The following is a 23,692-nucleotide window of genomic DNA, read 5'->3' on the forward strand; positions in this document are numbered from 1 at the left end:
AGGTGCTCTCGACCATGCTGCGCTTGTGGCGGTCCCGCGCCCGGCGTGAATAGCTGTACCGCATCGGTGACGCCCGGTATCGGCTCGGCCGGAAGCCGTCAGCTCGGTGTCGGCGCGAAGGCTTCGGCGTGGTCGGTCGCCCACTGTTCGAAGGTGCGCGGCGATCGGCCGGTCACCTGCTCGACGGTCGGGTAGAGCGTCGCCTCGTCCAGCGTGCCCTCGACGAAGAAGCTGAGAAACGCGTCGACGTACTCCCTCGGCATGGTGGCGGCCAGTTCGGCCTCGGTCTCCGCGTCGCCGAGTTCGTGCGCCACGAGCGGCCGGTTCAGCACCGCGGCGAGCACAGCGACCTGTTCCGCCGGTCGCAGCGCCTGCGGGCCGGTGAGCTCGAGCACCTGCCCGGCGAGTCCGTCTCGTGTGAGCGCCGCGGCCGCGACCGCCGCGATGTCTGCGGGGTCGATCGCACCGACCCGGACTCCGGGAAACTGCACGCGGACGACGTCGCCCGCGGCGAGTTGCGGCAGCCAGCGCAGCGCGTTCGACATGAACGACCGCGGGCGCAGCAAAGTCCAGTTCAGTTCGGAGGCGCGCACCGCGTCCTCGGACAGCGTCATGTAGCGGGATACGGCGTTGTCCATCTCCCGCAGCGCGGCCGAACCGCCGGAGAGCAGCGCGACCCGGCGCACCCCGGCCTTGTTCGCGCGTTCCAGCAGGTCCGGCAGGTTGTCGTAGCCGGGGAGCAGGAACATTCCGTCCACGCCGTCCAGTGCGTCGGCCAGCGTCTCCGGGCGGTTCAGATCGCCGGTGACGGCCTCGACGCCCGGTGGGAGCGTCGCCTTGGCGGGGTCGCGCACCAGTGCTCGCACCTGCTCGCCCGATTCGGTGAGGGTCCGCACCAGTTCCGCGCCGACATTGCCGGTGGCGCCGGCTACCAGGATCATTTCGTCTCCGTCTTCGTCTTCCAGCTCGGCGGTGCACAGTGTTCGCGGCCCGCTTACGGTGAGCCGGGCCGCGAACGGGCAATGCTCGGCTCGATGGACATGGTTGGGCCGACGTCGTTGCGTGGGGGATATACGCGGGATCGAACGCCGGCTGGTCCAGTTGTGTAGTCGCCTTCAGCGCCTGCTCAACGCTGTGCTCGTTCGGGATGTCTACAGCCGCGCGAAGGGTAGGGGTCTGATCGGCCAAAGCGTATCCACTGTCACGGGGCCGGGTATTCGCCGCTGCCGGGAAGCCGGTTCGCTGCAACTCTTCTGTGTACGTCCGTGCCGGGCCAATTGCGACTTGCGTATCGGTACTCAGTGGTGGCCCAACAACGGTGGCAAGCCCGGCTCGCGGGGTTGTTCCGCGCGCGGCGGTGCCCGGCGGTCGACAGGTCCCGAGTTAGGCTCGCGCGGTGGATACTCCGTTACGGCTCGAGGTCATCGTGGCCAGTGTGCGTCCGGAGCGGTTCGCGCCGGTGGTCGCGGACTGGTTCCTGCGTACGGTGCGCGCACATCCCGAATTCGACACCGGTGTCATCGATCTCGCGCACACACCGTTGCCGGTGGAACTCACCGAGAACGACGAGACCGTGGCCTATCGCGCGCGTCTGCGGCAGGCCGACGCTTTCGTCGCCGTCACCTCCGAGTACAACCACGGCTATCCGGCGTCGCTGAAGACGGCCTTCGACACAGCGAAGCACGAGTGGCGCGCGAAACCCATCGCTTTCGTCTCCTACGGCGGACTTTCCGGGGGGTTGCGTGCGGTAGAGCAACTACGCCAGGTCGTCGCCGAAATCCACATGGTGTCGGTGCGCGAGACGGTCAGCTTCCATCAGGCCAAGAAGTCGTTCGATGAAACGGGCGACACTCGTGACGGCGCCGCCATCGACGCGGCGGAACGAATGTTGCGCCAATTGAGCTGGTGGGCGCGCACTTTGCGATCCGCCCGCGCTGCTGACCGGTATCCCGGTTGACCGCTACCCGGCTCGGCCCGACCGATGTGGTCAGCTCGTCGGAAACCGATACCAGCGCCAGGTCGGCCTGCACGGTGCCGGTGCGTAGTACCAAGTGGTTGCCGATCACGCCGAGTCGGTGGATATCCGGATCGGCGCGATCGGCAGGCCGTTCTGTCAGGACACTCGTCAGAGAAACCGCGGACGAGTCCGTATCACTTCATTCACATTCACGACTGAAGATCGTCGCCACCGGGTATTTCCGTTGTACGGCGCACCTTGACCGGCGGAACGACTTCGGTCGATCACAGGCAGGTGAAACTTCCGGCGTGGATCGTTTGTCGCAATGTGAGCCGACGACTACCAGTTCGCCGACCAAACGTACTTGAATTTTTCCTTGTCCGGCTGCTGGGAATAGCAGCGGCTGATCGACGGATGCTGCTTTTTGAGTTCCGAGCGCGCCGATTCGCAGTCCTTCTTGGTCGTGCAGCTGACACCGAAGCCTCCGGTGTGACAGCCGGACGGCAGCGCGTTCGCGACGCCCGGATTCAGCACCGCCGAAGCGATGCCGACGGTCAGCAACGACGTGAAGACACAGGCCGATACCCTCATGAATTTCCCCTCCTGGAACTCCCGACCAGGACGGCCCGATCTCGAGCCGCCTTGCCAGACATTAGCTTTCCGATTTTGGGGCGTCAAACGAATGTCGCCACCGGGTGAGTCGGCGTCGAATTCTTTCGGGCACGGAGACTCGCGCTGTCTACTGCGGTTGCATTGCCCGACGGCCGCGCGGATGACCGATGTAGGTGGCTTCGCTGGGAATGGACACTAGGGTCAGATCGACCTGCGCGGTGCCGGTGCGCAGCACCACATGGTTGCCGATCGCGCCGGGCTGGTGGATGGCCAAGTCGGGACGGCTGGCGGGCCAGCCCATCGGATCACCCGTGACATAGATGGTGGTGACGCCCGCGTGCGGGGCGGGCGCGAGTACCCCGTCCACCACCGTGGCGGTGAATCCCGCGTCGGACTGGTGTGTTTCGGCCGCGATGGTCAGTCGCTCCGGATTGCCGATCGTGGTGACAAGGTTCTCCCATGCCCGCGCCCGATCGGTGCGGATCAGGATCCGTTCGCCGACCGCGAGCGCGCGGAACACCAATTGCTGCGCCAGATACAGCTCACCCGCGACATACACCGTCGAGATGCCCGCGCCGACGATGCGCACCGCCACGCCGTTCCCCTCGTCGTCCGACCCGATCAGCTGGCCGCAACCGGAGGAGGGCAGGTGCAGATCGTCGACGATATCGATCAGGTGCTCGATCATCGGGACGGTGTCGTCCACACCGGGAACCGCGAGCGGCAGGTGGGCCAGCAGCCCGTCGCGATGGCGTCCGTTCATCGAGATCATGCCCGGCAACTCGGACCGTTCCGGCAGCTCCCGCGCGGTCAGCCGCCACGCGGCGCCGATGCTCACCGACTCGGCCGAACTGCCGGGACGCAGCCGCACCGCCACCGTCGTTCCGCGTGAGGGAGCCACCCACAGCTGGGCGAGCAGGTCGGACTCGAGCCGCTTGGGATCGACGGCGCTGCCGATGTTCACGTTGTTGCCGACTTCGGCATAGCGCCAGCGGTGTTCGAGCGTGCGCGGGTCGTAGCCACCGGTGATCTGCAAGACCGCTTTGCGAATCTCGGGCGCCGTCAGGATGCGGGCGTTGCAGTCGGCGTCTTCGAGTGTGCGCATGATCCGCTGGGTGGCGATGGTGACCGCGCGCGAGGCGCCTTCCGCTCCGCCGCCGCGCCGGTCCGCGGCCTCCGGGCAGGCCACCGCGTCGAAACCGATCGCGAGCCACACCGTGCGGTGGGCGGTGGCGGGCAGCGGGCCGAGCAGCGATTCGTAGATCTTGCCCGCTGGTGTGCCGGAACGGCTGCGGTGCCCGTGGCTGATGATGTCGATGCCGCTGAGCAGGATGTCGTGCTGGTTCAGGCATTTCGCCAGCTCGGCGAGCGGAAGCAGGTGCGAGGCGTGCACCGTGGTGCGGGCGATCCTGGTCAGCCCGCCTGGCGGGGGCAGCACCTCGACCACCGTCACCACGCGGCTGCCGTCCCAGTACAGGCCGAGCGAACGGCCGTCCGTGCCGCGGAAGTCGACGGTGTCGCCGAGCTCGTAGTCACGATGGGTGAGATAGCGCCAATACGTGGCGATCCAGTCCAGCAGGGTGCGTTTGGCGACGGGAATCAGCGGGATCAGCGCGACGACGACCGCCGCGGCGAACGCGGGAAGTCCCGGCAGGCCGGCGAACAGTGCGACGACTCCGGCGATCAGCCCGATGATCTGCGCGATCAGCAGGTTCTGCATCGAGACGCGCCCGAGAAGCGGTCGTGGTGCCGCGCCTGCCGGTTCCGCCATCCTCGTCCCCCAAAGTACCCGATATCGGCCGGTTCGCTGTGGCCGAGCTGAACAAGAGTCCTCGGGAACTGTACTGTGTTCCGCGAACGTGAGCACTGTTCGGGGGAGGAATAGTGCCTTCGAAATCCACCACACGCCGGCAAGCGGCTACCGCTTTCTCGTCCGGCGGATGGAGCACGCCATGGTGCGCCGGGACGTGCGAATGCTGCACGACCCCATGCGATCCCAGTCCCGCGCGTACGCGCGGGACTGGGTGAGGCGGCCAAGCCCGCCACCGTGAAGGAGTCCGAGCTCGGCAAGAAACCGCGCGACCAATTGATCGGCATCCCAGCCGCTCCCGGGTCGCTGCACTTCGACGTCGCTGCACTTCGACAAGGAGGGTGAGGGGCGGGCCTGGACGGTGTGTGACTCGTTGAAGACCGACGGCACCGACGACCGAAACGCCTCCGTGTTGATCGGCGACCTGGAACTCGGCGACAAGGCGTCGGCGATGGGTACGGACAAGGCGTGCGCTGCTGGTGAAGGGCAAGGACGCGACTTGCCTCATCTGGAATAAGACACGCGCTCGTGTAGACATGAACGAACCGGCCGTCACAGGCGCCTCGGGGATCCGCGGCATGACCCCGCGCCCGATCGGTGAAGGTCTGCTGAACGCGATTCCCGAAGTCGACGCCATCGTGCCGCAAGCCGCTGCATTCTGGACTCGCGCACTGGAAGGTGCTGTCGCATACCATGGCTCAGTAGAAGCGTAATCGACAAGGGGCTCGGTAATGGCTGAGCCCCTTGGCCCATGTCCCTATGAGCAAGAGTGTTCGAGAACCGCTCCCCGCCCGCTACGTATCGTCCCTGCTGATGCCGAATCTACGCCGGATGGGGAATGACGCGAGCATTCCGAGGACGAGCAGCGCTGCAATGGCTCCACTCCCGATGAGCGCGACGTCGCGCGCGCGATGATTCGGCGGCGGTGCCGGCGCTGGTATCGGAAGCTGAACAGCCCTGGCCGGGGACGGTCGCTTCGGTGGCAATGCACTGCCTACCTCAGCGGTCAACGCCTGTACTGGATCGACGGCGCCATAGCCGACGTAGGGGTTCCATCCCTCCGCAGGGGCGTGGGCGGTGGCCTCGATGCGCTTGATGACCTCTAGCGCGCTCAACTCCGGAAAACGTGCTCGCACCAGGGCGGCTACGCCGGATACCAACGGGGTGGCAAAGCTGGTGCCCTGAATCGGCCCCAGCTTTCCTGATTGCTGCACGCTACCGATTTGGACCGCGGTTCCTTTGCTGTTCGCATCATTGAAGAGTGGATCCAGGGAAGTGATGTTCTCGCCGGGCGCCGCCACACCCAGCCATGGCCCAGGCACTGTGAACGTCGACGGCTGCCCGTTCCCGTTGATCGAACCCACAGTGAGCACATAGTCGTCATAGCGCGCCGGCGACACGTTCAGATCTACCTTGCCCCATGGGTCGCCAGCGGGATCGAGAGGATCGATGACCGCGTTGGAGCCCTTGCAACCGTCGGCGCTCTCGCCGCTGTTGCCGGCTGCTACCACCACGACCACGTCCTTCTCGATCGCGGCATACCGGACCGCAGCACCCAGATCGGTATCTTCGAAAGGCTCAGAAGTCGGCTTGCACGCGACTTCGGATACATTGATCACGGTAGCTCCCATGTCCGCCGCGCGACGGATCGCCGACGCCATGGTGCGAGTGGTGCCGTATCCCTGGGGTAGCGCATCGGGCCCTTTGTCCCGATTTGCGCCCTCTTTCTGGTAGAGCTTGCTGGTCTGGCGGATAGTGAGGATTCGCGCCTCCGGGGCGACTCCAGAGAAGCCCTCTCCGTCGACCTCCGTCGCCGCTATCAGCCCCGCGACCAACGTCCCATGCGCATCGCAGTCCTCGGTTCCGTCACTATTGCTCACATAGTCGCCGCCCGCGATCAATCCCGGTAGGCGCGGATGACGCGCGACACCGGTGTCGATAACGGCCACGAGTTGGCCTGCGCCCTTGGAGAATCGCCAGGCGTGCTCCAGGCCGAGGGCGCGTTGTGCCTCTGGCGTCGATGGCCCGTTGCCTCCGGAACCGGTACTGACGCATGGAGTATTCGACGCCCGCTCGGTCTTGTCCGGCGGAGCGGCCGGCTCACCCGGCGGCGGTGGCGTATTCGGGCTCACGGTGGGCTTGTCTGCCCGTGCATGCGGGATTCCGGCGGGTGCGCCGAGCCCGACGGAGACGCCGAGCGCCAGCACGCATGCTGCCGTCCCGAACCGAACCGCCCGGAAACAACTGTCGTGCCGCTGTTTCGAACTCATCGGCGCGAGCTCACAGCCCGCGGACGAGGGCGTAGAGATCCGTCACCCAGAAGACCAGCGGCAGCACTGCGGCGACGAACGTGTACTCCAGCAGTTCGACGCCACGGCGCATCGGCGGGGTGGCCGACTGGTTCGGAATGATGATGCCGAGGATCAGCGCCGCGACCAGGACCACCATCGCCGCGCCGAAGACGGCCAGCGGCTGGCGCATCGCGAAACCGGCGCCCACCAGCATGATCAGCACGATGCCCGCGCCACCGGCGATGAGCACGACGGCCTGCTCCGCGCCCGCGTAGGTGCGGCTGCGGAACATCAGCACCGCCGCGCAGACCAGTGCGAGCGCGATGCCCTGCCAGTACGGGTCGTCGGAGGACGGGTCGGTGGCGGCGAGCGCGCCCGCGGCGGTGACCAGCGTGGTCGCCGCGACCAGGCCCGCGAGGTACATGCGGGCGTGTTCCGACTTCAGCCGCAGCGCCTCCATGGTCGGCAGCGCGCGGTGATCGTCCGGGTCGTCCTCGGTGGGATCGATGGGGGTGCCCGGCGAAGGAACCGGCGGCAGCGGCAGTTTCGCCAGCAGCATGGACACCCGGGGCGCCAGGGAGAGCCCGCCGAGGCCGAGCGCCGCCGCGCCCGCGCCGATCGCGCGCTCCGGATGGTCGGTGAGCAGGCCGACCAGCGCGGCGGGCGCCGCGTACGTCGCGAGCGTGGCCACGCCGATGAACAACGCGAGACCGACGCCGATGACCCGCCAGGCCAGGATCGCCGTCGCCCAAGCGAGAACCGATCCGAGCAGGATGTGCGCCCAGCCGTAATCGTCCGGCACGAAAAGCATGCCCGCGCTGAACGCCGGGGGCAGTGCGCACCCGCCGAGCACCAGTGCGGTACCGGTGTCGCCGTACATCCTGCTCAACACCATCGCGCTCACGACGAGCAGAATCGCGACCACCAGCGCGATCGAGCCGCCCACCCCGATCGGCAGCGAGCCGGGGGACAGCAGCAGACCCAGGCAGCCGACCATCATGGTGACCGCCGCGAGCACCGAGCCGGTGATCCGCGCGATCCGCGGGGTCCAGCTGCGGTAGTGGTCGGTGTCGGCGATCGCGACGTTGTACATGATGTCGTCGAACAGCGGTGTCGGCGCGGTGTGCGAGGCGCTTTCCAGCATCAGCAGTTCGCCGTCGCGGACGCCGTGCTCGCCGAGGCTGAGCGAGTTCGAGAACGGCGGATGGCCGATCCGGGCGAGTACCCATTCCGCGGGCTCGTAACGCTCGCCCTCGTTGTCGAAATCGTTGCTGCGGCTGTGCTGGGCGACCATGTCGACCACACTCGGAATCACCAGCGCGACCGGCACGTCGACCGGTATGGCCATGTCGACCTGAGTGTGCTTGGCCAGAATCGTCACCCGGGCGAGATCGGGAGCGCGGACGATCCCCCGCGAGGATTCTTCGTCGATGTGGTCAAGTCGCGCGTGCGTCAAGCTTCCCCCAACTCGGTCTTCTACCTCGTGATTCCGCGGCCCCGCAGGCCGGGGGCGAGCTTGCGAACCCACGGTCCGGGCAGCAGAATGCTGGTCGAACTGTACGACATGTCGGCTGTGACCTCTACACTGAGGCCGGATCACAGCTGGCCGAAGGGGGAATCTCGTCGATGAGCACTGTCCGCTTCCAGCGCCGTGCGCGCCGCGAGATGCCTCGAACACCCGGTGGCGAGGTCACGCTGCAGCCCCCGCCCGAAATCCCCCGGGTCACACCGGGAAACCTCGTCATGAAGCTCATGCCCGTCGTGATGGTGATCGGCATGGTCGGCATGATGGCGTTGTTGTTCACCCAGGGCGGCGGTATCGCCTCCAACCCGATGAGCATGATGTTCCCGCTCATGATGATGTTCTCGATGGTCGGCATGTTCGCCGGTCAGGGCGGAGGCAAGGGGCAGAAGGCCGCCGAGGCGAACGAGGATCGCAAGGACTACCTGCGATACCTCGACCAGGTTCGTAAGGACGTCGACGAGACCGCAGCGCAGCAGCGGGCTTCCGTCGAATGGAGCCACCCGGAGCCGGGACTGGTCTGGATGCTCGCAGGCACCAGCCGCATGTGGGAACGACGGGCGGGGGACAAGGACTTCTGCCACGCCCGCATCGGTCTCGGCGGGCAGCGCCTGGCCACCAGGCTGGTCGCCCCCGAGACCGGTCCGGTCGAGGAACTCGAGCCGATCGCCGCCGTCTCGCTGCGCCGCTTCGTGCGCGCCCATTCGACCGTGCCCGACCTGCCGACCGCCATCGCGGTGAAGGGCTTCGCCACCATCGCGCTGGACGGCGACCGGGCACAGGCGCGCGACATGACCCGCGCGATGCTGGTGCAGCTGTGCATGTTCCAGGCGCCTGACCAAGTGCTCGTCGCGGTCGTCTGCGGACCGGACACCGCGCCGGAGTGGGAGTGGACCAAGTGGCTCCCGCACACCCAGCATCCCGACGCGCAGGACGGCATCGGCACCCAGCGCATGTTCTACGGCTCGATCCGGGAGGCCATGGCCGGGTTGCATCCGTTGCTCGGCAATCGGGTCCGATACTCGCGCAACCAGCCCGCCAACGCGAACATGGTGCATATCGTCTGCGTAGTCGACGGCGGTCTGCTCGAGGCCGAGGACGATCAGCTGCGCGAGTCCGGCTACGAGGGCGTCACCATCATCGACCTGTGCGGCTACGCCCCGCGCTTGGCGGTGTCGCGCGGCATCAAGATGATCGTCGAGAACGGCGAGTGCGTCGGCCGTGGCGCCACCGGCAATCAGGAGCGCTTCGCACTGATCGACAGGATCAGCCCCGAGCAGGCGCAGCAGGTGGCGCGCAGGCTCGCGCCCTACCGTGCGGCCACGCAGCGCAGCAGCGACGTGGAAACCGACGACTCCGAGGTGATCTCGACCTGGAGCCAGCTGATGGGCCTCGGCGACATCGGCGCGTTCAACCCGGAACACGCGTGGCGGCCGCGCTATGGACGGGAACGCCTGCGCGTGCCGTTCGGGGTGGGCGCCGACGGCCTTCCGGTGGAGCTGGACATCAAGGAGGCCGCCGAGAACGGCATGGGCCCGCACGGTCTGTGCATCGGCGCCACCGGTTCCGGTAAGTCGGAGTTCCTGCGCACCCTCGTGCTCAGCCTGCTGGCCACGCACTCACCCGACCAGTTGAACCTGGTGCTGGTCGACTTCAAAGGCGGCGCGACGTTCCTCGGCTTGGAGGGTGTTCCGCACGTCGCCGCCGTCATCACCAACCTGGAGGAAGAGGCCGACCTCGTCGACCGCATGAAGGACGCCCTGGCCGGTGAGATGAACCGCCGCCAGGAAGTGCTGCGGGCCGCGGGCAACTTCGCCAACGTCTCCGAGTACGAGAAGGCCAGGGCGGCCGGCGCCGACCTGGATCCGCTGCCCGCGCTGTTCGTGGTGCTCGACGAGTTCTCCGAACTGCTCACCCAACACCCGGATTTCGCGGAGCTGTTCGTCATGATCGGCCGCCTCGGCCGCTCGCTGCACGTACATCTGCTGCTCGCCTCGCAGCGCCTGGAAGAAGGCAAGCTCAAGGGCCTCGAGGCCCACCTGTCCTACCGCATCGGCCTGAAGACGTTCTCCGCCAACGAGTCCCGCCAGGTGCTCGGTGTGCCGGATGCCTACAACCTGCCGAACAATCCCGGTGGCGGCTACCTGAAGGCGGACTCCGGCGAGATCCAGCGCTTCCAGGCTTCGTATGTCTCCGGCCAGTACGTCGGCGGTGGCTCGCAGCGCGACATGATCGTGGCCACGCAATCCGGCGAGATCGATGTCAAGGCAAGGCCGTTCACCGCGACCCATGTCGACTTCCGCGCGGCGGATCGCGTGCCGCTGCCGCCCGAACCGAGCCTCGAGCCGGAGCAGGACGAGGACGGCGAGCAGCTGTCCAACCTGAACATGCTGGTCTCCCGGATCCGCGGCCACGGCCGCCCGGCGCACGAGATCTGGTTGCCGCCGCTGGACGAGGCGCCGACGCTCGACCAGCTCCTCCCGCGCTCCATCCTCACCGGCGAATACTCCGCGGTGTCCACGCTGCGTGCCCCGATCGGCATCGTCGACCGGCCCTACGACCAGCGCCGCGACCCGATGGTCATCGACCTGTCCGGCGCCCGCGGCAATGTCGCCATCGTCGGCGGTCCGCAGTCCGGTAAATCGACGGCGCTGCGCACCCTCATCATGGCGATGTCGTTGACGCACACCGCCGAGCAGGTGCAGTTCTACTGCCTCGACTTCGGCGGCGGCACCATGTCGAGCCTGCAAGGTTTGCCGCACGTCGGCTCGGTCGCCAGCCGATTGGACGAGGACCAGGTCCGGCGCACCATCGCGGAGATGACCACCATCGTCCGGCAGCGCGAGGCGCGCTTCCGGCAACTCGGCATCGAATCGATGACGGACTTCCGCAGACTGCGCGCGATGGATCCGGCCAGTAGTCCGGGCGCCGCGGGCGCGCACGAGGATCCGTTCGGCGACGTGTTCCTGGTGATCGACGGCTTCAGCTCGATCCGCCAGGACTTCGAGATGCTCGAGCAGACCATCATGAACCTCGCCGTGCAGGGTCTGTCCTACGGCGTGCACGTGGTCATCGCGCTGAACCGCTGGGCGGAGGCGCGGCCCGCGCTGAAGGACCAGATCGGCACCAGGATCGAGCTGCGCCTCGGTGATCCGATGGACTCCGATCTGGGTCGCAAGTTCGCCTCGCTGGTCCCGCAAGGGCGGCCGGGCCGCGGTATGACCCCCGAGTGCCTGCACATGCTGACCGGCCTGCCCCGCATCGACGGCACCCCCGACCCGACCAACCTCACCCAGGCCGTCGCGGACGCGGTCGCCACCATCGCCAGGCTGACACCGGGCCGTCATGCCCCGCAGGTGCGCATGCTGCCCGAACAGCTTCCGCGCGAACAGCTGCTGTACCTGGCCGGCGATTGGCCCTCGCAGGTCGACCCGAACGCGAAGTGCCTGCGAATCCCGTTCGGTATCAACGAATCCGAGCTGGCACCGGTGTACATCGACTTCGCGGAGAGCCCGCACTTCATCATCATCGGTGACACCGAATCGGGGAAGACGACGCTGTTGCGCTCGCTGATCGAGGGCATCGCCGCATCCAACACCCCCGACAAGGCCCGCTTCATTCTCGGCGACTACCGGCGCAGCATGCTCGGGCTCGTTCCGGAGGGGTACCTCGCGGGCTATGGTTCCACGGCGCCGCAGTTCACCCAGAACATGAACGACCTGGCGGCCTATGTCAGCAAGCGCACTCCTGGCTCGGATGTCACGCCGCAGCAGTTGCGGGATCGCTCGTGGTGGAGCGGTCCGGAACTGTACGTCATCATCGACGATTACGACTTGGTCGCCACCTCCGCGGGCAACCCGGTACAGGCGCTGCTCGAGCACTTGCCCCATGCCAGGGACCTCGGCTTCCACGTGATCATCGCCCGCCGTTCTGGTGGTGCGAGCCGGGCGATGTTCGAGGCGACGCTGGCCAGGATGCGGGACCTGGGCTCGGCGGGCCTGATTCTGAGCTGCAGCAAGGATGAAGGCGTCCTGATGGGCACCAAGCGGCCGAGTCCGATGCCGCCGGGTCGAGGCACCTATGTCACCCGGAATATGGAGGGCCTGGTGCAGACGGCGTGGATGCCGTCGCCCTGATGTCCGAGGTCGAGCTCGTCGTCACGGAAGCGCGTATCTGGGCGCGCGGCGCCGACACGCACTGGGACATGCCGCCGTCGGTCGTTCTGGGCAGCAACGATTTCGACCTCGTGGTGGGGCAGTCGCTGACGCCGCCCACCCAAGTCGGTTCGGTGATCCATTTCGTGTCCGCCGACGCCATCGCCCTGCCGCCACGCACGCCTTCGGTGGTGGACGCGATGGGCGCTGTCTTCGCGGGTCTGCTCGAGAATCTGCGTGTCGCAGCCCCGTGTGCCCGGATGACATTGATCTGCCCGACCGAATGGGGCGCCGGCCGTCGCGGCGTGCTCGACCAGGCGGCGCGCCGCTACGCCACGGACGTCGTGTTCGAGGACATCGCGGTGCGTTCGGTCGCGTCCGACGAGGGCACCAGCCATAGCAGGCGAACCCTGGTACTGGAATTCGGAACGCTGGCCACCACGGCCTCAGCGGTCATCCGCAGCCATCGCGGCGTGCATCTCGAATCCTGTGAATACGAGCCGACCCTCGCGTTGTCCGAAATCTGCTCGGACTCAGCGGGATACACCGGTCTGTGCGGCCTGATCGCTCGGCTGCTGGACAGCGGATCGATCGATCTCGTGCAAGTGGTCGCTGTCGCGGACCCCTCGAAACTCGCCCTGCTGCGTGCCGCGATCGATCAAACCGCGGGCACGGGCGTCGAGCTACGCACCGTCGCCGGTGCCGATCTCGTCCAGGGCCGTCGAGTCGAGCCGAACGACCGACACGAGGCGTCGACCGCGCCCACCGAATGGATGCAATCACTCCGGGAACGCGCCGCTGCCCAGCAGCCTCGACACAGCACAGCGCGTTTCGCGGTCGTCGCGGTCGCGGCATTGGCGGTCGTCGCTCTGATAGTCGCCGGCGCCGTTATCTTGTCCGTTCGCCGAGGTGCGGAGACGGCAGCGGCGCACGGAACGGGAGTGGTATCGCCGACCGCCGCGCCGCCGTCGGTCGGCCCACCGGATGAGGCGCCACCGGAAGCGTTCGGCCGCCTTCGGTTCCGCGTCCCGCCCGGCTGGCGCGTCGCTCAGTCGCCCGATACCGGGCGTGCTCGTCTCGATCTGGTACCCGAAGCCGGTGCTCGGCAGCGAATCACGGTGATGCAGGCACCGCTGACGGCGTCGTCCAGTTATGCGCAGGTCGCGGCGAAGCTGGAGACACAGATGGCCCAGCGGCCGCCGGGGGTACTGACCGACTTGCAGCGCGACGTCATGTTCGGTGGCCGTTCCGGCTTGGCGTACCTGGAACATCCGGGAGACGGATCAACCGTTCACTGGCATGTCCTGCTGGAGTTCGGCATTCAGGTCAGCGTCGGCTGCCAGTACGCGGGCGACGAGTGGGGGCAACTGGAGGCCCCGTGCTCGCATTTCGGAGACACCGTCCGCGTCGTCCCGTGACCTGCGCGCCGTGTGTAATCGAATATTGCTCAGTGCAAAATGATTCGAGCCCCCGATACCGAGGTACCGGGGGCTCGAATCAGCCGAGACGGGATCTCAGAAGAGGCCCGCCAGCGCGGTGTCGGTGCCCTGCAGGTCGGAGTTTCCGCTGCTGACCATCTTGCCCGCGCTTTCCAGCGTGGTGTTGAGCTGCGTGACCTGTGTGTTCCACTGGGCCTGCAGCGAGGCGAACGCGTCGTTCGCGTCGCCCTTCCAGTAGTTCGTCACGAAGTCGGTGACCTGCTTGTGGAAATCCTCGAGCATGGTCATGACGCTGCGCGCCTCGGCCACGATGGCCTGGGCGCCCGCCTCGACCTCGCCGAAGTTGGAGGCAATCCGACCGGGATCGTTCGCTACCATGTGGAGCTCCTTGTTGTCTGTGGTACGGCTATCGGATCAGGGAAGGTCCAGGCTGGAGGCCTGCGCGGCCACCTGCTGGGCGAACTGCTGGTCCTGATCGGCGAACTTCCGTCCAGCGTGGGCGAGCTTGTCCGACGTCTGATCCAGCTGGTCGTTCAGCTTCCGCGCCTGGGCGAAGTAGCTGTCCATGAAGGTGTCGAACGCCTGACGCGCCGCACCGCTCCAGGTGGCGGTGGTCTGATCCGACTTGCTGTTCAGTGCGGTGATCGCGGTCTGCAGATCCTGGTGCCGCTGCCGGCAGTTGTCCACAAACTTCGAGATCGCCTCTTCACTCGCTTCGAGCTGTCCTGCCATTTCGGCTCCTTTCGGTTCCCGTCTCGGCCAACGGCGGAAGCCTCAGTTGGCCTGTACATCTGGTTGGACGCGGTGTGGCTCTGATCGGTTCCCTCCGACTCGAGAAAGTTCGGCATCACCCCACGGGATCAGGGCCCTGCGCCCTTCGGCCCGGCTCGTCCGTGATTTCGGCGGCCGCGTACGGGCCTGCTCGGAAGACCACGACGCAATCCGGGTCCGCATGACTTGTAACGCCAGCGCTCGGCTCCCCTCCTTCCCCCTGCTCGCTGCTGTAATGATCGGCGAGTGGGCTGGCTGCGGTACACCTTACCGAACGCCTAAGTTCGCCGCTACCAGCAGAATGGCGAAAACCAGTGGCCGCGGAATTCGAAAAGCTCACGAAGCCTTCGCTTCAGCGAAGGTGGCCGAATCACTTCACGCGATTGCGCAGCACCGGTACCAGACGGTCGAGCAGGGTCTGTTCGGAGGATTCGCTCCAATTGCGGACGGCGGCGACGGCCGCGGGATCGTCCAGCGGAATCACCGTGGCGCGCGTGCCCGCCACTTGGTAGGGCAGACCGAGCAGTCCACCGCCACCGGCCTTTTCGTCGCTGCGCACGGCCAGCACGTAGCCGTCCGCCGCGGCCTCCAGCCTGGTGGAGCCGGTCAGTTCCCGAGGCGATGCCTCGTCGCCCTGACGTGCGTAGTTGAGGTTGTAGACGAATCCGAGATCCTCCAGGAATTTCGTCTGCGGGGTGCCACCCAGGAAGATCGAGACCTGCGAGCCGCGTGGCACGTCCACCATCGTGATCGTCTTGCCCCGGAACACCGGATTGTCCGCCCGCGCCCGGTCCAGCGGCGCCAGGGCGGCCGTGCTGCTCGGCGTGGCGGCCGCGGACACGGGGCCGGACTCGTCCCGGTTCAGCGCCCAGATGCCGATTCCCGCGGCGAGGGCGACGGCCACGATGCCGGCGGCCGCGGCGAGCAGCCAGTTCTTGCGCGGGGGCGCAGCGGTCACCTGACCGGAGACGGCGACTCGGGGATCGGTCCCCGGCCGCGGATCGAAGACCTGGACCGGATAAGTGGGGGAAGTGTTGGTTGCGACGGGGTTGTAGCCGGGAGTGAGAGCGCTCGCGGCGGCGTCGGTGAATTCGCGGCAGCTGGGGAATCGTTCGGCCGGGTTCTTCGCCATTGCTCGGGCGAAGACGTGGTCGATGGCCTGCGGAAGGCCGGGGCTGACCGCGGTGACCAGCGGCGGGGGCTCGTGGAGATGGCCCATCATCACCAGCGCGGGTTGCGTTCCCGGGTAGGGGTTACGTCCGGTGAGCAGTTTGAAGAACGAGCACGCGAGGCTGTAGACATCGGCGCGGTGGTCGAGCGGGCTGCCGGTGAGCTGCTCGGGTGGGGCGTAGGCGATGGTGGCGACGAAACTGCCGGTCTGGGTGAGTTCGGTGGTGTCGTCATTGGATTTGGCGACGCCGAAATCCGTGAGCAGGACGCGTTCTTCTTCATCGTCGGCGGGGGAGGAGAGCAGGAAATTCGCCGGTTTGACGTCACGGTGCAGCAGGCCCTTGCGGTGCGCGTAATCGAGTCCTTTACCGACCTCGGTCGTAATACGCAGGGCGCGTAGCGGATTCATCGCGTGCGGATCACGGGCCAGTTCGGCGGCGGCATCGGTGCCGTCGACGTATTGCATGGCGATCCACAACTGGCCGTGTTCCTCACCGCGGTTGTAGACCGAGACGATGTTCGGATGGTCGAGCCCGGCGGCGAGATTGGCTTCGCGTTCGAAACGGGTGCGGAACTCGTAGTCGCGGCTGAGTTCGCCGCTGAGCACCTTCAGCGCGTCGGTTCTGGGCAGGCTGGGATGTTTGGCCAGATACACCGTGCCCATGCCGCCCGCGCCGAGCACCCGCAGGATGCGGTACCCGCCGACGATGGTCCCGGGGCTCATCGGCATCTTCACGATCTCCTGACTCCACGCGGGCCGCTGGCGTTCGCCCCGCAGCATACTCGACCCGATGTGCGACGAAAATGCGGCATTATCGGCTGTTCGCGAAAACGGAATATTGTGCGGCAGCGCGCTGCTGAGCGTCCAGCAGTTGATTGGCCGCGACGAATCCGACGTATTCTTTGTACGCGACGACGCAGGTGAATCGCCGGTCGTCGAAAAGTCCGGACCGGTTCTCCACACATGCCGAATCGGGCAGACGCTGCGGCGGATCGGCCGGACGGGCAACCACCGTGGGCGTGATACGTTCCGTGACGACCCGCCGCGCCGTCTCCGCATCAGCGGTTCGGATCACCAATGTGTCGCCGTTGGCCGCGAATTTCTCGGCGCCCATCGCTGTGAAACGTTGTTTCGCGTAATCGAGGTCTTCGGTGTAATGCATGATTCCGCGCAGACCGAACAGCGCGTTCGAATCGTCGTAGCTCGGAGACTGGACCTCGGCCGGATTCAGGGTACGGCTCAGCAGATGGTCGGGATCCCAGGGCAACCGCAGCATCTCTTCTTCGGTCAGCGCCGGGAGCTGGTCGAGCAGGGGCAGCTGAACGTCGTACGCCTTCTCCGCCAGCGCGACGAGGGCGGCGCGGTCGGGAGCGTTCGCCGAAAGGAGGAACGCCACTACATAGGAACCGTGCGCGAGCATCGTGCGCAGGAAAGGCGAGCCGGGACGCCAGTGCGCTCGCGCCTGTGGCTGCCGTGGCAGCGTGACCGGCTCGTTCTGCTCGCGGTAGGCGCCGAAATCGGCGTCGTAGAATTCGGTCGCGGCCTGCCGGGCGCGCTCCGGGTCGGGGAACTGCATGACGATCGTGGCGACCGTCGTGGAATTGGGCCGGGGCTTGGTCGGCCACCCCGACGCGATCAGGCTGATGTTCTGATCCGAGCCGTTGGTGTGGAACCCGAACATCATCCGGTTGCGTTCCGCGATCGGCTTCAGGTCTACCGGGTTCCCGAGTTCGCCGGGGAGCGTCCCTTTGCTGATGCTGGAGGGCGTCCAGCTGTACTTCATCCTGGGGTCGATGTCGTAGGCCGACGCGACGTGGTCGGCCAGCCGCATCGCGGCGACCTTGTTCATGTCGATGAACAGCGGCTGGTAGTCGTCGTCGTGCGCGTTCGGCGGCTCGGTGGGGTAGTTGCCGGTGTCGAGATTGCGAATGTCGATCTCACCCGGCTGCGCGGTCCCCGCCATCGTCGAACCACAGCCGGTGAGGATCGCGGCGGCCACCGTGCACGCGAGCGCGGCGACGGCGGTGCGGAATTTCGTCATGCGGCATTCACCAACAATGCGTACTGGGCGGAGATGCGTTGTTGCGCATCGAGCAGCTGATGCGACCACGCGAACGCCGTGTAGCGGTCGTAGGCCACCGAGCAGTAGAACCGGACGACCACCGTCTTGTTGCCGATGTATTCCTTGCAGTGCGCGGCGGGCAGGCCTTTCGGCGACTCGGCGGCGCGGAATTTCTTCGACAGCCCGCCGCGCTGCTCGCGCAACTGGACGGCGGCGTCGGCGTCGCGCGTGCGGAACAGATCGGTCCCGTCGGTGGCGTACCGATCGACCCCCGCGGCTTCGATGATCCTGCGGTCCTCGGCGGAATCGGTGGTGAAGTGCAGGGCGCCTGCGCCGGTGTACGCGCCCGGCGGGTCGATCCAGGAGTCTTCCCGGGGTCGCGGCAGAGCCCGGTTGAGCATGCCGTCCATATCGATCGGCGCTGTCATCAGCTGATCGACGGGGGTCGGAGTGAACCGGCCGATCGCCGGGACGACGGTGTCGAGGCTCTTCTCGACCAGGGTGAGCAGCGGCGGGAGGTCGACCTTCTCCAGGAAGATCTTCATGTAGTCGAAGACCCAGGTGTAGACGACGAATTTGCCGGTGGCGAACCACGACCCGATCGACTGTTCCTGCGGCTGCCAATGGGCGTGCGCGGCGGGGTACTTCGGGATCTGCACCGGCGTGTTCCGGTTGTTCGCCTCGAAGTCGACGCGCTCCAAAGCCGCTGCTGCGGCCGCCGCCTTCTGCTCGTCCGGGAAGATCAGCACGGCGTTGACCAGGTCGATGCCCCGGTTGTCCGGCGCGCTGCCCGCGCTGCTGAGGAACCCGGCCACGAAATCCGGTGCGGCCTCCGCGAAGCGGGATACTTCCATGATGCGGCCGAGTGAACCCTTCGGATCGATGAACACCTTGGCGATGGACGGATTCGCGGAGACGAACGCCGGGTCGATATCCGACGACAGCGGGATGAAGTTCGCCAGCCGCTCCGCCTCGATCATGCGCGCCTGCTCGGGATTCTTCGCCGTAGCGAGCGCACGCGGCGTCGTCGGGTAATTGCCCACGTCGAGCTGAGCCAGATCGACGGGCTGCGCGGGCCGCTCCGTCGCGGCCTCGGAGCCGTCGCACGCGCCGCCGCCCAAGGCGACGGCGCCGGCCAGCACCAGGGCACAGGCGGTTCGAATCGGTCTGGACATAGCGCCGTGCTGCACTCTTCCCTCCCCTGACTGCGGTAGTTGCGCCGGATCCTACGTGGGCCGACCCGTGGCCCGGGATCGCGAAGGCGCCGGGCGCCTACCGCTGCTCATCTCAGAAACTGTTCGCCAACAGCGCGTACTCCGCGGCGACCTTCTGTCGTACGTCCGGTTCCTTATCACTGGTGACGACTCCGACGTACCGCTTGTACGCGACGTAGCAGCGGTACTTGTACTCCCGGTCCGGGTCGCCCTTGCTGTTGAGCTGTAAACACTTGGCACCGGGGACGTCCTTGGGAGCGCCGAGGGTGTCGTAGTGCGCGCCTTCGCTTTCCAGCAGGCCGGTGACCAGCTTCTGGGCCGCGGCCGCGTCGCGGGTGCGGGCGACGTAGCTGTCGTCGACGAGGCCGATGTGGTCCACGCCCGCGTCCTCGATCAGGCGCAGGTGTACCGACTCGTCGTCGGCGCGGTGCACCGTGTGGTATCCGCCGTACACGGCGAAGGTCGCCGGGTCGGGCGCGCGGTTCTTGCGGTCGGCGACCGCGACGCGGGCGAGCAGGTCGTCCGGGTCGGCCTTCAGGGTGCCGAGTTTGCTCACCGGCGTCGCGGTGAACTTGTCCAGTTGCGCGACCTGGGCGGCCAGCGTTTTGTCGACCCACTTCACCAGGTCGTCGCCATCCGCAACGGGACGCTGGATGAACAACGAGATGACGAATTCCTTGTGCGCCATGAAGGCACCGACGTTCGGGACGCCCGGCCGCCAGTGGATGTAGGCGTCGGCATACTTCGACGACGTCAGTTTGCGGTTGTCCGGCGAGACGGCGATGTCGACATCCTCGAGTTCGCGGGCGGCGAGTTCGGCGGCGGCCTCGTCGGGAAAACGGAACAGGGCGTCGGTGACCGCGGTGGCTTCCGGCGCCGGATTGGTCTGGCCTGCCGGATCGGGGCGGTCGGCGCCGCTGGCCGCGTATCCGACGACCAGTTTGCGGTTGTCGAAGACCGGCCTGGACACCTTGGCCACGAAGCCCAATGCCTGCTCGACATCCGCGACGACGGTGCTGCCGCGACCGAACTTCAGCACGGGGTCGATGCGCACGGTGGGGACCACGGCGTCCGACATCCGCATGCCCTCCAGCAGTGCGCCTTTGCCGCCCGCATCCTGGCTGTACTCGTGCTTGTCGACGGGATAGGTGCCGACTTCCAGCGTGCGTACGTCGATCTCGCCCGCGGTCGGCGTCCCCTGCACGCCAGAGCAACCGGCCAGCATCCCTGCCAGTGCCAGACATGACGCGGTGAGCGCGATGCGTTGCGTCCGAACCATCTCAGGCCCCTCGTTCCTCCCGTTGCTGACACTGAAGTTACCCGACAGACGCCGGGGACGGGGACCGATGGCCTTCGTATCGCAATACCCTTTATCGGTACCCTTGTCGGTGTGACGACGACCCCGAACCACACCTCCGGCGGAGGCCGATACCGGTGAAGGATCGGCAGGTCGAGGTCGTCGTAGGCAGCCACGCCGTGGCCCGGGTCGCGGGCGCGGTGGTCGTGGTCGCGCACCGCAAGCCGGGCAGGCCGACCCAGGACTCGCCCGCCGTCGTCGCCCTCGAGTCACTGGCCGAACTGGTGCGCGACGCTACCGATCGGGAGCCGGGCGGCCCCGGTGCCCTGGTGGCGCGGCAGGCGACGCGCTGGCTGATGAAACACGCCGAGCAGATCAGCCCGGGTGAGCCGATCGACTTCGGCATCCTCTCCGCCGCCGAGAACGGGGGCGTGGCGATCTTCCTGCACGGCGCGATCACCGCCGTGCTGGCCGGCGACGGCGTGCTCGAGCGATATCGCGGCAGCGACGCGGCCTTCACTGTGGATCGGGTCGCGGCGGTCCCGGCGCGGGCCGTGGCCCTGTTCGTCGACGACGGGAAGGGCCGCATTCCGGACCTGCCGCCCGAGCGTGGCATCGGCATGCTGGTCGAGGGCATCGCCCAGGCGGGTGGCGCGATCGTCTGGTCGGAGGGCCCCCGCGCGCGGGTATCCGGTAACGGCAGCGAGTCCCGATCAGCGGGCACGCATCCCCGCCCGGAGACACCGTCGCTGCCGACGGCGCGCGTGGAACACGAGCCGCCCGTCGAAACCGGACGGCGGGAGCCGCCCGAGCCGCAACCGCAGCCCGTGGCCGGGCGCCCGCGGTATCCGACCGCGCCGTCGACCGCGATGCTCGACGCGGAGACCGAGCAGACCCCGATCGATCCCCACCACGCACCCACCCAGGTGGGCGGCACCAATCCCGCACCGCGACCCGACCCGGAACTACAGCGCAGGCTGGAGGCGACCGCGAAGGCCACCGTGCTGACCGTCAAGGTGATGGGGTTCAAATGCGCGCGTGCGCATCCCAGCGATCCGCGGGCGGCGTTCTGCACGGTCTGCGGGATGCCGGTCGATCAGACCCAGGCACTGATCGAAGTGGTCCGCCCGCCGCTGGGCATGCTGATCCTCGACGACGGGATGACCTACATGCTCGCCGCGGACGCGGTAGTCGGTCGCGATCCGGAGCGGTCCCCGGCCGCGGAGAGCGGACTCGTGCCGCTGCGCGTCGATGACGCCTCCGGCGGCATGTCCAGGGCCCACGCCGAAATCCGCCTGGTGAACTGGGATGTCACGGTGGTGGACTGTGGTTCGACCAACGGCACCCGCACCCGCCTGCCGGGCTACCGCGATTGGGTGCACTTGGCGCCGCACCAGTCCATGGTGCTCGTACCGGGCACCGAGATCATGCTCGGCAACCGCGTGCTGCGCTTCGAACTCGCCGCGCCGCCGCCGTTCGGCCGCTGAGCCCACGCTACGAATAGCGCGCGGCGCAGACGCTCTCGCCGTTCAGGACTCCCGCCCGGAACGCCTCGACGCGCGAGAAACCACTGGGCACGGTTCTGCCTTGGGCGTCGCTCGCGGCAAGGCCGTCGGTGAGCAGACCCGAGACCGCCTCGTCCAGATCACCGGTGGCGAGCTTGATGTCACCCTGACTGATCGGCCGCCCGGATTCGGCGAGCTTGCCGGTGACCACTCCGGACAGGCAGGCCGCGCGCAGCCCGGTCTTGGCGCCGACCAGGCTCTCGCCGCGACTCTGCTGGACGGCCAGGGTGTAGCGGGAGATGAATACGACGTAGCCGTTGTAGTCGCCGCTCACCTTGAGCGGTAGGGGGTCGTCTTCACCGGAATTCGACGTCCCCCGCTCGGCGAGGCCGGGAATGTCGGTGGCGATCGTGTTCTTCGCCGGGCAATACGACACCGGTTCGGTGACCACACCGTCGCGGCAGTCGATCTCGGCCCGGGAGTAGTCGTAGGTCGGCTCCTCGTCGATCGGCAGAATGGCTTCGAGCGCCTTGGTGAGTTCGATCAGCGTCTCCTTCGTGATCGGGAACTCACCATGCCCTTGGTCGTCGCTGAAACTCTGCGGCAGATTCGCGCGGCGCTGGTCGATCTCGTCCTGATCGATGCCCTTGCATCCCTTTGGGCCGTCGGTGAAACCGATCTGCACCGCGGTGACGCGTTCGAAGGCCGAGCCGTGCACGCTCTCCGGATCGTCGGGGTCGGAGTCGCGGATGGCGACGGTGGCCGCGAGCACCGAGTTGAGGCCGTCGGAGGTGTTGATCGTGAAATGCCTGGACTTGCCTTCGGCGACGTGCCGCATGAACGCGCCCGCGAAGCAGTCCGCCTGCTGCTCCTTCACGATCACCGGGTCCTTCGGGCCGACGATCTTGGCCATGGTTTGCACCGCGTGCCCGTACTCGTGCGCGAGCACCATCACCACGGACATCTTCCCGAAGGCCTCCTCCATGGTGGGAAGCAGCACCGACCGATCCCAGCCGATGGAATTGTCCAGGCGGCAGTAGGCGGCGTTCACCAAGCGGTAGGTGGTCTCCTTGCAGAACTCGACCGCCTCGCTGCGCCCGGACTTCGCGCTCCAGGACAGCAGCTTGTCCACCGGCTTGAACTCGCCCTGGAACTCCTTGCCGAACTCGCCGCGCCAAAAGGTCTGGATGTCATCGATGGCGTTGAGCGCCAGCTCATCCATGGACCCGCCGTCACCGTTCGTCGCGGTGAGCGTGCTGTCCGGGACGCCGGTGCGCGGGCCGCTCGGGCCGCTCGTGGTGGGCAGTCCGGCGACCTTGAACGGGTCATCGTAGATGGAGACGGCCCGGCCGTCGACCACTCGGACACAGCCCCCGACCAGCGCCAGAATACTGAGCAGCGCCGCAACAAGCACGGTCGCACGGACTCTCGGCAAGGCTCCCCCTCGTCGGCCGCTATACGTTCACATCGGTCGCCGGATCGGGGCAATTGGCGCATCGGGGGCACCGCCGATGTCCGGGTGATGGAATAGTATCCGCTGCATGTCTTCACCGGGGGCGCAGACCATCACCGTGCGCCATGATGGAAACGAACGAGTATTCGATTCGAGCCAGCAGGTCACGATGGGCCGTGCGCCGGAGGTGACGCTGTTCGTCGACAGCCCGCTCGTTTCGCGTGTGCACGCGACGCTGGCCTGGCAGGGCAGCGCCTGGGTGTTGACCGACAACAAGAGCACCAACGGGGTGTTCGTGGACGCGCGCAGGTTGACCCAGCCCGTGTCGATCGACCGCCCCACCCAGGTCAGGCTCGGTGACGCGATCAGCGGCCCGCTGTTGCACCTGCTGCCGGCGAACCCGCAACCACCGCAACGGCCCTCGGCGCGCCCGC

At 67.2% G+C, this 23,692-nt stretch carries 20 protein-coding genes and 1 pseudogene; 9 read left to right on the forward strand and 12 right to left on the reverse strand.

Going from position 1 to position 23,692, the window contains the following annotated elements; translation table 11 throughout:
• Positions 1 to 98: 98 nt before the first annotated feature.
• Positions 99 to 941 (reverse strand): NAD(P)H-binding protein, encoded by an 843-nt coding sequence (locus NA8_RS21560; RefSeq protein WP_063052160.1) that lies wholly within the window; start codon positions 939 to 941, stop codon positions 99 to 101.
• A 455-nt stretch (positions 942 to 1,396) separates the two neighbouring features.
• Here NA8_RS21560 and NA8_RS21565 point away from each other — a divergent pair, with 455 nt between their 5' ends.
• A complete protein-coding gene (locus NA8_RS21565; RefSeq protein ID WP_063052161.1) occupies positions 1,397 to 1,957 on the forward strand; it encodes an NADPH-dependent FMN reductase in 561 nt (186 codons plus the stop codon).
• A 339-nt stretch (positions 1,958 to 2,296) separates the two neighbouring features.
• Here the strand turns inward: NA8_RS21565 and NA8_RS21570 are convergent, their stop codons facing one another.
• Entirely contained in the window at positions 2,297 to 2,518 is a 222-nt protein-coding gene (locus tag NA8_RS21570; RefSeq protein WP_063052162.1) for an HMG-box domain-containing protein, read from the reverse strand.
• 178 nt (positions 2,519 to 2,696) lie between these two features.
• On the reverse strand, positions 2,697 to 4,340 hold the full coding sequence (gene eccE, locus NA8_RS21575) for a type VII secretion protein EccE (RefSeq protein WP_063052163.1): 1,644 nt from the start codon (positions 4,338 to 4,340) through the stop codon (positions 2,697 to 2,699).
• 169 nt (positions 4,341 to 4,509) lie between these two features.
• Between eccE and NA8_RS35930 the strand changes: the two are divergent.
• The 4 genes and pseudogenes from NA8_RS35930 to NA8_RS35575 all read left to right on the forward strand — a co-directional run.
• Positions 4,510 to 4,572: pseudogene (locus tag NA8_RS35930) on the forward strand (hypothetical protein); the annotation flags it as partial.
• Between the two features lie 44 nt (positions 4,573 to 4,616).
• Positions 4,617 to 4,724, forward strand: coding sequence for a hypothetical protein (locus tag NA8_RS35565; RefSeq protein ID WP_281199124.1), 108 nt, complete (start codon positions 4,617 to 4,619; stop codon positions 4,722 to 4,724).
• A 28-nt stretch (positions 4,725 to 4,752) separates the two neighbouring features.
• The gene (locus NA8_RS35570; protein ID WP_218019490.1) at positions 4,753 to 4,896 is read left to right on the forward strand and encodes a hypothetical protein; all 144 of its coding nucleotides are present in this window, start codon (positions 4,753 to 4,755) and stop codon (positions 4,894 to 4,896) included.
• Positions 4,859 to 5,092: a type VII secretion protein EccB gene (locus NA8_RS35575; RefSeq protein ID WP_281199125.1), complete on the forward strand. Its 234-nt coding sequence runs from the start codon at positions 4,859 to 4,861 to the stop codon at positions 5,090 to 5,092. Before NA8_RS35570 ends, NA8_RS35575 begins: the two co-directional genes overlap by 38 nt.
• A gap of 81 nt (positions 5,093 to 5,173) precedes the next feature.
• Here the strand turns inward: NA8_RS35575 and mycP are convergent, their stop codons facing one another.
• Together mycP and eccD are read right to left on the reverse strand one after the other, a co-directional pair.
• On the reverse strand, positions 5,174 to 6,649 hold the full coding sequence (mycP, locus tag NA8_RS21585; RefSeq protein ID WP_084466974.1) for a type VII secretion-associated serine protease mycosin: 1,476 nt from the start codon (positions 6,647 to 6,649) through the stop codon (positions 5,174 to 5,176).
• A gap of 10 nt (positions 6,650 to 6,659) precedes the next feature.
• Positions 6,660 to 8,126 (reverse strand): type VII secretion integral membrane protein EccD, encoded by a 1,467-nt coding sequence (eccD, locus tag NA8_RS21590; RefSeq protein WP_063052165.1) that lies wholly within the window; start codon positions 8,124 to 8,126, stop codon positions 6,660 to 6,662.
• A 170-nt stretch (positions 8,127 to 8,296) separates the two neighbouring features.
• Here eccD and eccCa point away from each other — a divergent pair, with 170 nt between their 5' ends.
• Both eccCa and NA8_RS21600 read left to right on the forward strand, forming a co-directional pair.
• Complete coding sequence (eccCa, locus tag NA8_RS21595; RefSeq protein WP_063052166.1) at positions 8,297 to 12,328, forward strand: type VII secretion protein EccCa; 4,032 nt, start codon at positions 8,297 to 8,299, stop codon at positions 12,326 to 12,328.
• Positions 12,328 to 13,764 (forward strand): type VII secretion-associated protein, encoded by a 1,437-nt coding sequence (locus NA8_RS21600; protein WP_157106823.1) that lies wholly within the window; start codon positions 12,328 to 12,330, stop codon positions 13,762 to 13,764. Before eccCa ends, NA8_RS21600 begins: the two co-directional genes overlap by 1 nt.
• Before the next feature lie 96 nt (positions 13,765 to 13,860).
• Here NA8_RS21600 and NA8_RS21605 read toward each other — a convergent pair whose 3' ends face one another.
• The 6 genes from NA8_RS21605 to NA8_RS21630 form a co-directional block, all read right to left on the reverse strand.
• The gene (locus tag NA8_RS21605; RefSeq protein WP_062973176.1) at positions 13,861 to 14,163 is read right to left on the reverse strand and encodes a WXG100 family type VII secretion target; all 303 of its coding nucleotides are present in this window, start codon (positions 14,161 to 14,163) and stop codon (positions 13,861 to 13,863) included.
• 36 nt (positions 14,164 to 14,199) lie between these two features.
• Positions 14,200 to 14,517: a WXG100 family type VII secretion target gene (locus tag NA8_RS21610; protein WP_039795679.1), complete on the reverse strand. Its 318-nt coding sequence runs from the start codon at positions 14,515 to 14,517 to the stop codon at positions 14,200 to 14,202.
• 409 nt (positions 14,518 to 14,926) lie between these two features.
• Positions 14,927 to 16,456 carry a serine/threonine-protein kinase gene (locus NA8_RS21615; RefSeq protein ID WP_063052179.1) on the reverse strand — a complete coding sequence of 510 codons (1,530 nt, stop codon included), beginning with the start codon at positions 16,454 to 16,456 and terminating at the stop codon, positions 14,927 to 14,929.
• Between the two features lie 82 nt (positions 16,457 to 16,538).
• Entirely contained in the window at positions 16,539 to 17,768 is a 1,230-nt protein-coding gene (locus NA8_RS21620) for a DUF7373 family lipoprotein (RefSeq protein WP_063052168.1), read from the reverse strand.
• Entirely contained in the window at positions 17,765 to 18,964 is a 1,200-nt protein-coding gene (locus tag NA8_RS21625; RefSeq protein ID WP_245663938.1) for a DUF7373 family lipoprotein, read from the reverse strand. The genes NA8_RS21620 and NA8_RS21625 overlap by 4 nt, the downstream gene beginning before the upstream one ends.
• A gap of 112 nt (positions 18,965 to 19,076) precedes the next feature.
• The gene (locus tag NA8_RS21630; protein ID WP_063052170.1) at positions 19,077 to 20,282 is read right to left on the reverse strand and encodes a DUF7373 family lipoprotein; all 1,206 of its coding nucleotides are present in this window, start codon (positions 20,280 to 20,282) and stop codon (positions 19,077 to 19,079) included.
• A gap of 155 nt (positions 20,283 to 20,437) precedes the next feature.
• Between NA8_RS21630 and NA8_RS21635 the strand changes: the two genes are divergently transcribed.
• Positions 20,438 to 21,787 carry an FHA domain-containing protein gene (locus NA8_RS21635; RefSeq protein ID WP_063052171.1) on the forward strand — a complete coding sequence of 450 codons (1,350 nt, stop codon included), beginning with the start codon at positions 20,438 to 20,440 and terminating at the stop codon, positions 21,785 to 21,787.
• Positions 21,788 to 21,794: 7 nt separating this feature from the next.
• On the opposite strand, the gene NA8_RS21640 is transcribed toward NA8_RS21635, so the two are convergent.
• A complete protein-coding gene (locus NA8_RS21640; RefSeq protein ID WP_063052172.1) occupies positions 21,795 to 23,240 on the reverse strand; it encodes a neutral zinc metallopeptidase in 1,446 nt (481 codons plus the stop codon).
• A 106-nt stretch (positions 23,241 to 23,346) separates the two neighbouring features.
• On the opposite strand from NA8_RS21640, the gene NA8_RS21645 reads away from it, so the two are divergent.
• Positions 23,347 to 23,692, forward strand: a 346-nt coding sequence (locus tag NA8_RS21645) for an FHA domain-containing protein (protein WP_157106824.1), incomplete at its 3' end; no start/stop codon positions are given.

Source organism: Nocardia arthritidis NBRC 100137 (assembly GCF_001612765.1).
In the GTDB taxonomy this organism is placed as follows: Bacteria; Actinomycetota; Actinomycetes; order Mycobacteriales; family Mycobacteriaceae; genus Nocardia; species Nocardia arthritidis.

Bases quoted from the DNA above. Each gene is read 5' to 3' on its own strand.
- NA8_RS21615 (WP_063052179.1), bottom strand. From the start codon at position 16,456: ATGCCGATGAGCCCCGGGACCATCGTCGGCGGGTACCGCATCCTGCGG.
- NA8_RS21600 (WP_157106823.1), top strand. From the start codon at position 12,328: ATGTCCGAGGTCGAGCTCGTCGTCACGGAAGCGCGTATCTGGGCGCGC.
- mycP (WP_084466974.1), bottom strand. From the start codon at position 6,649: ATGAGTTCGAAACAGCGGCACGACAGTTGTTTCCGGGCGGTTCGGTTC.
- NA8_RS21625 (WP_245663938.1), bottom strand. From the start codon at position 18,964: ATGTCCAGACCGATTCGAACCGCCTGTGCCCTGGTGCTGGCCGGCGCC.
- NA8_RS21560 (WP_063052160.1), bottom strand. From the start codon at position 941: ATGATCCTGGTAGCCGGCGCCACCGGCAATGTCGGCGCGGAACTGGTG.
- eccE (WP_063052163.1), bottom strand. From the start codon at position 4,340: ATGGCGGAACCGGCAGGCGCGGCACCACGACCGCTTCTCGGGCGCGTC.
- NA8_RS21605 (WP_062973176.1), bottom strand. From the start codon at position 14,163: ATGGTAGCGAACGATCCCGGTCGGATTGCCTCCAACTTCGGCGAGGTC.
- eccCa (WP_063052166.1), top strand. From the start codon at position 8,297: ATGAGCACTGTCCGCTTCCAGCGCCGTGCGCGCCGCGAGATGCCTCGA.
- NA8_RS21630 (WP_063052170.1), bottom strand. From the start codon at position 20,282: ATGGTTCGGACGCAACGCATCGCGCTCACCGCGTCATGTCTGGCACTG.
- NA8_RS21610 (WP_039795679.1), bottom strand. From the start codon at position 14,517: ATGGCAGGACAGCTCGAAGCGAGTGAAGAGGCGATCTCGAAGTTTGTG.
- NA8_RS21620 (WP_063052168.1), bottom strand. From the start codon at position 17,768: ATGACGAAATTCCGCACCGCCGTCGCCGCGCTCGCGTGCACGGTGGCC.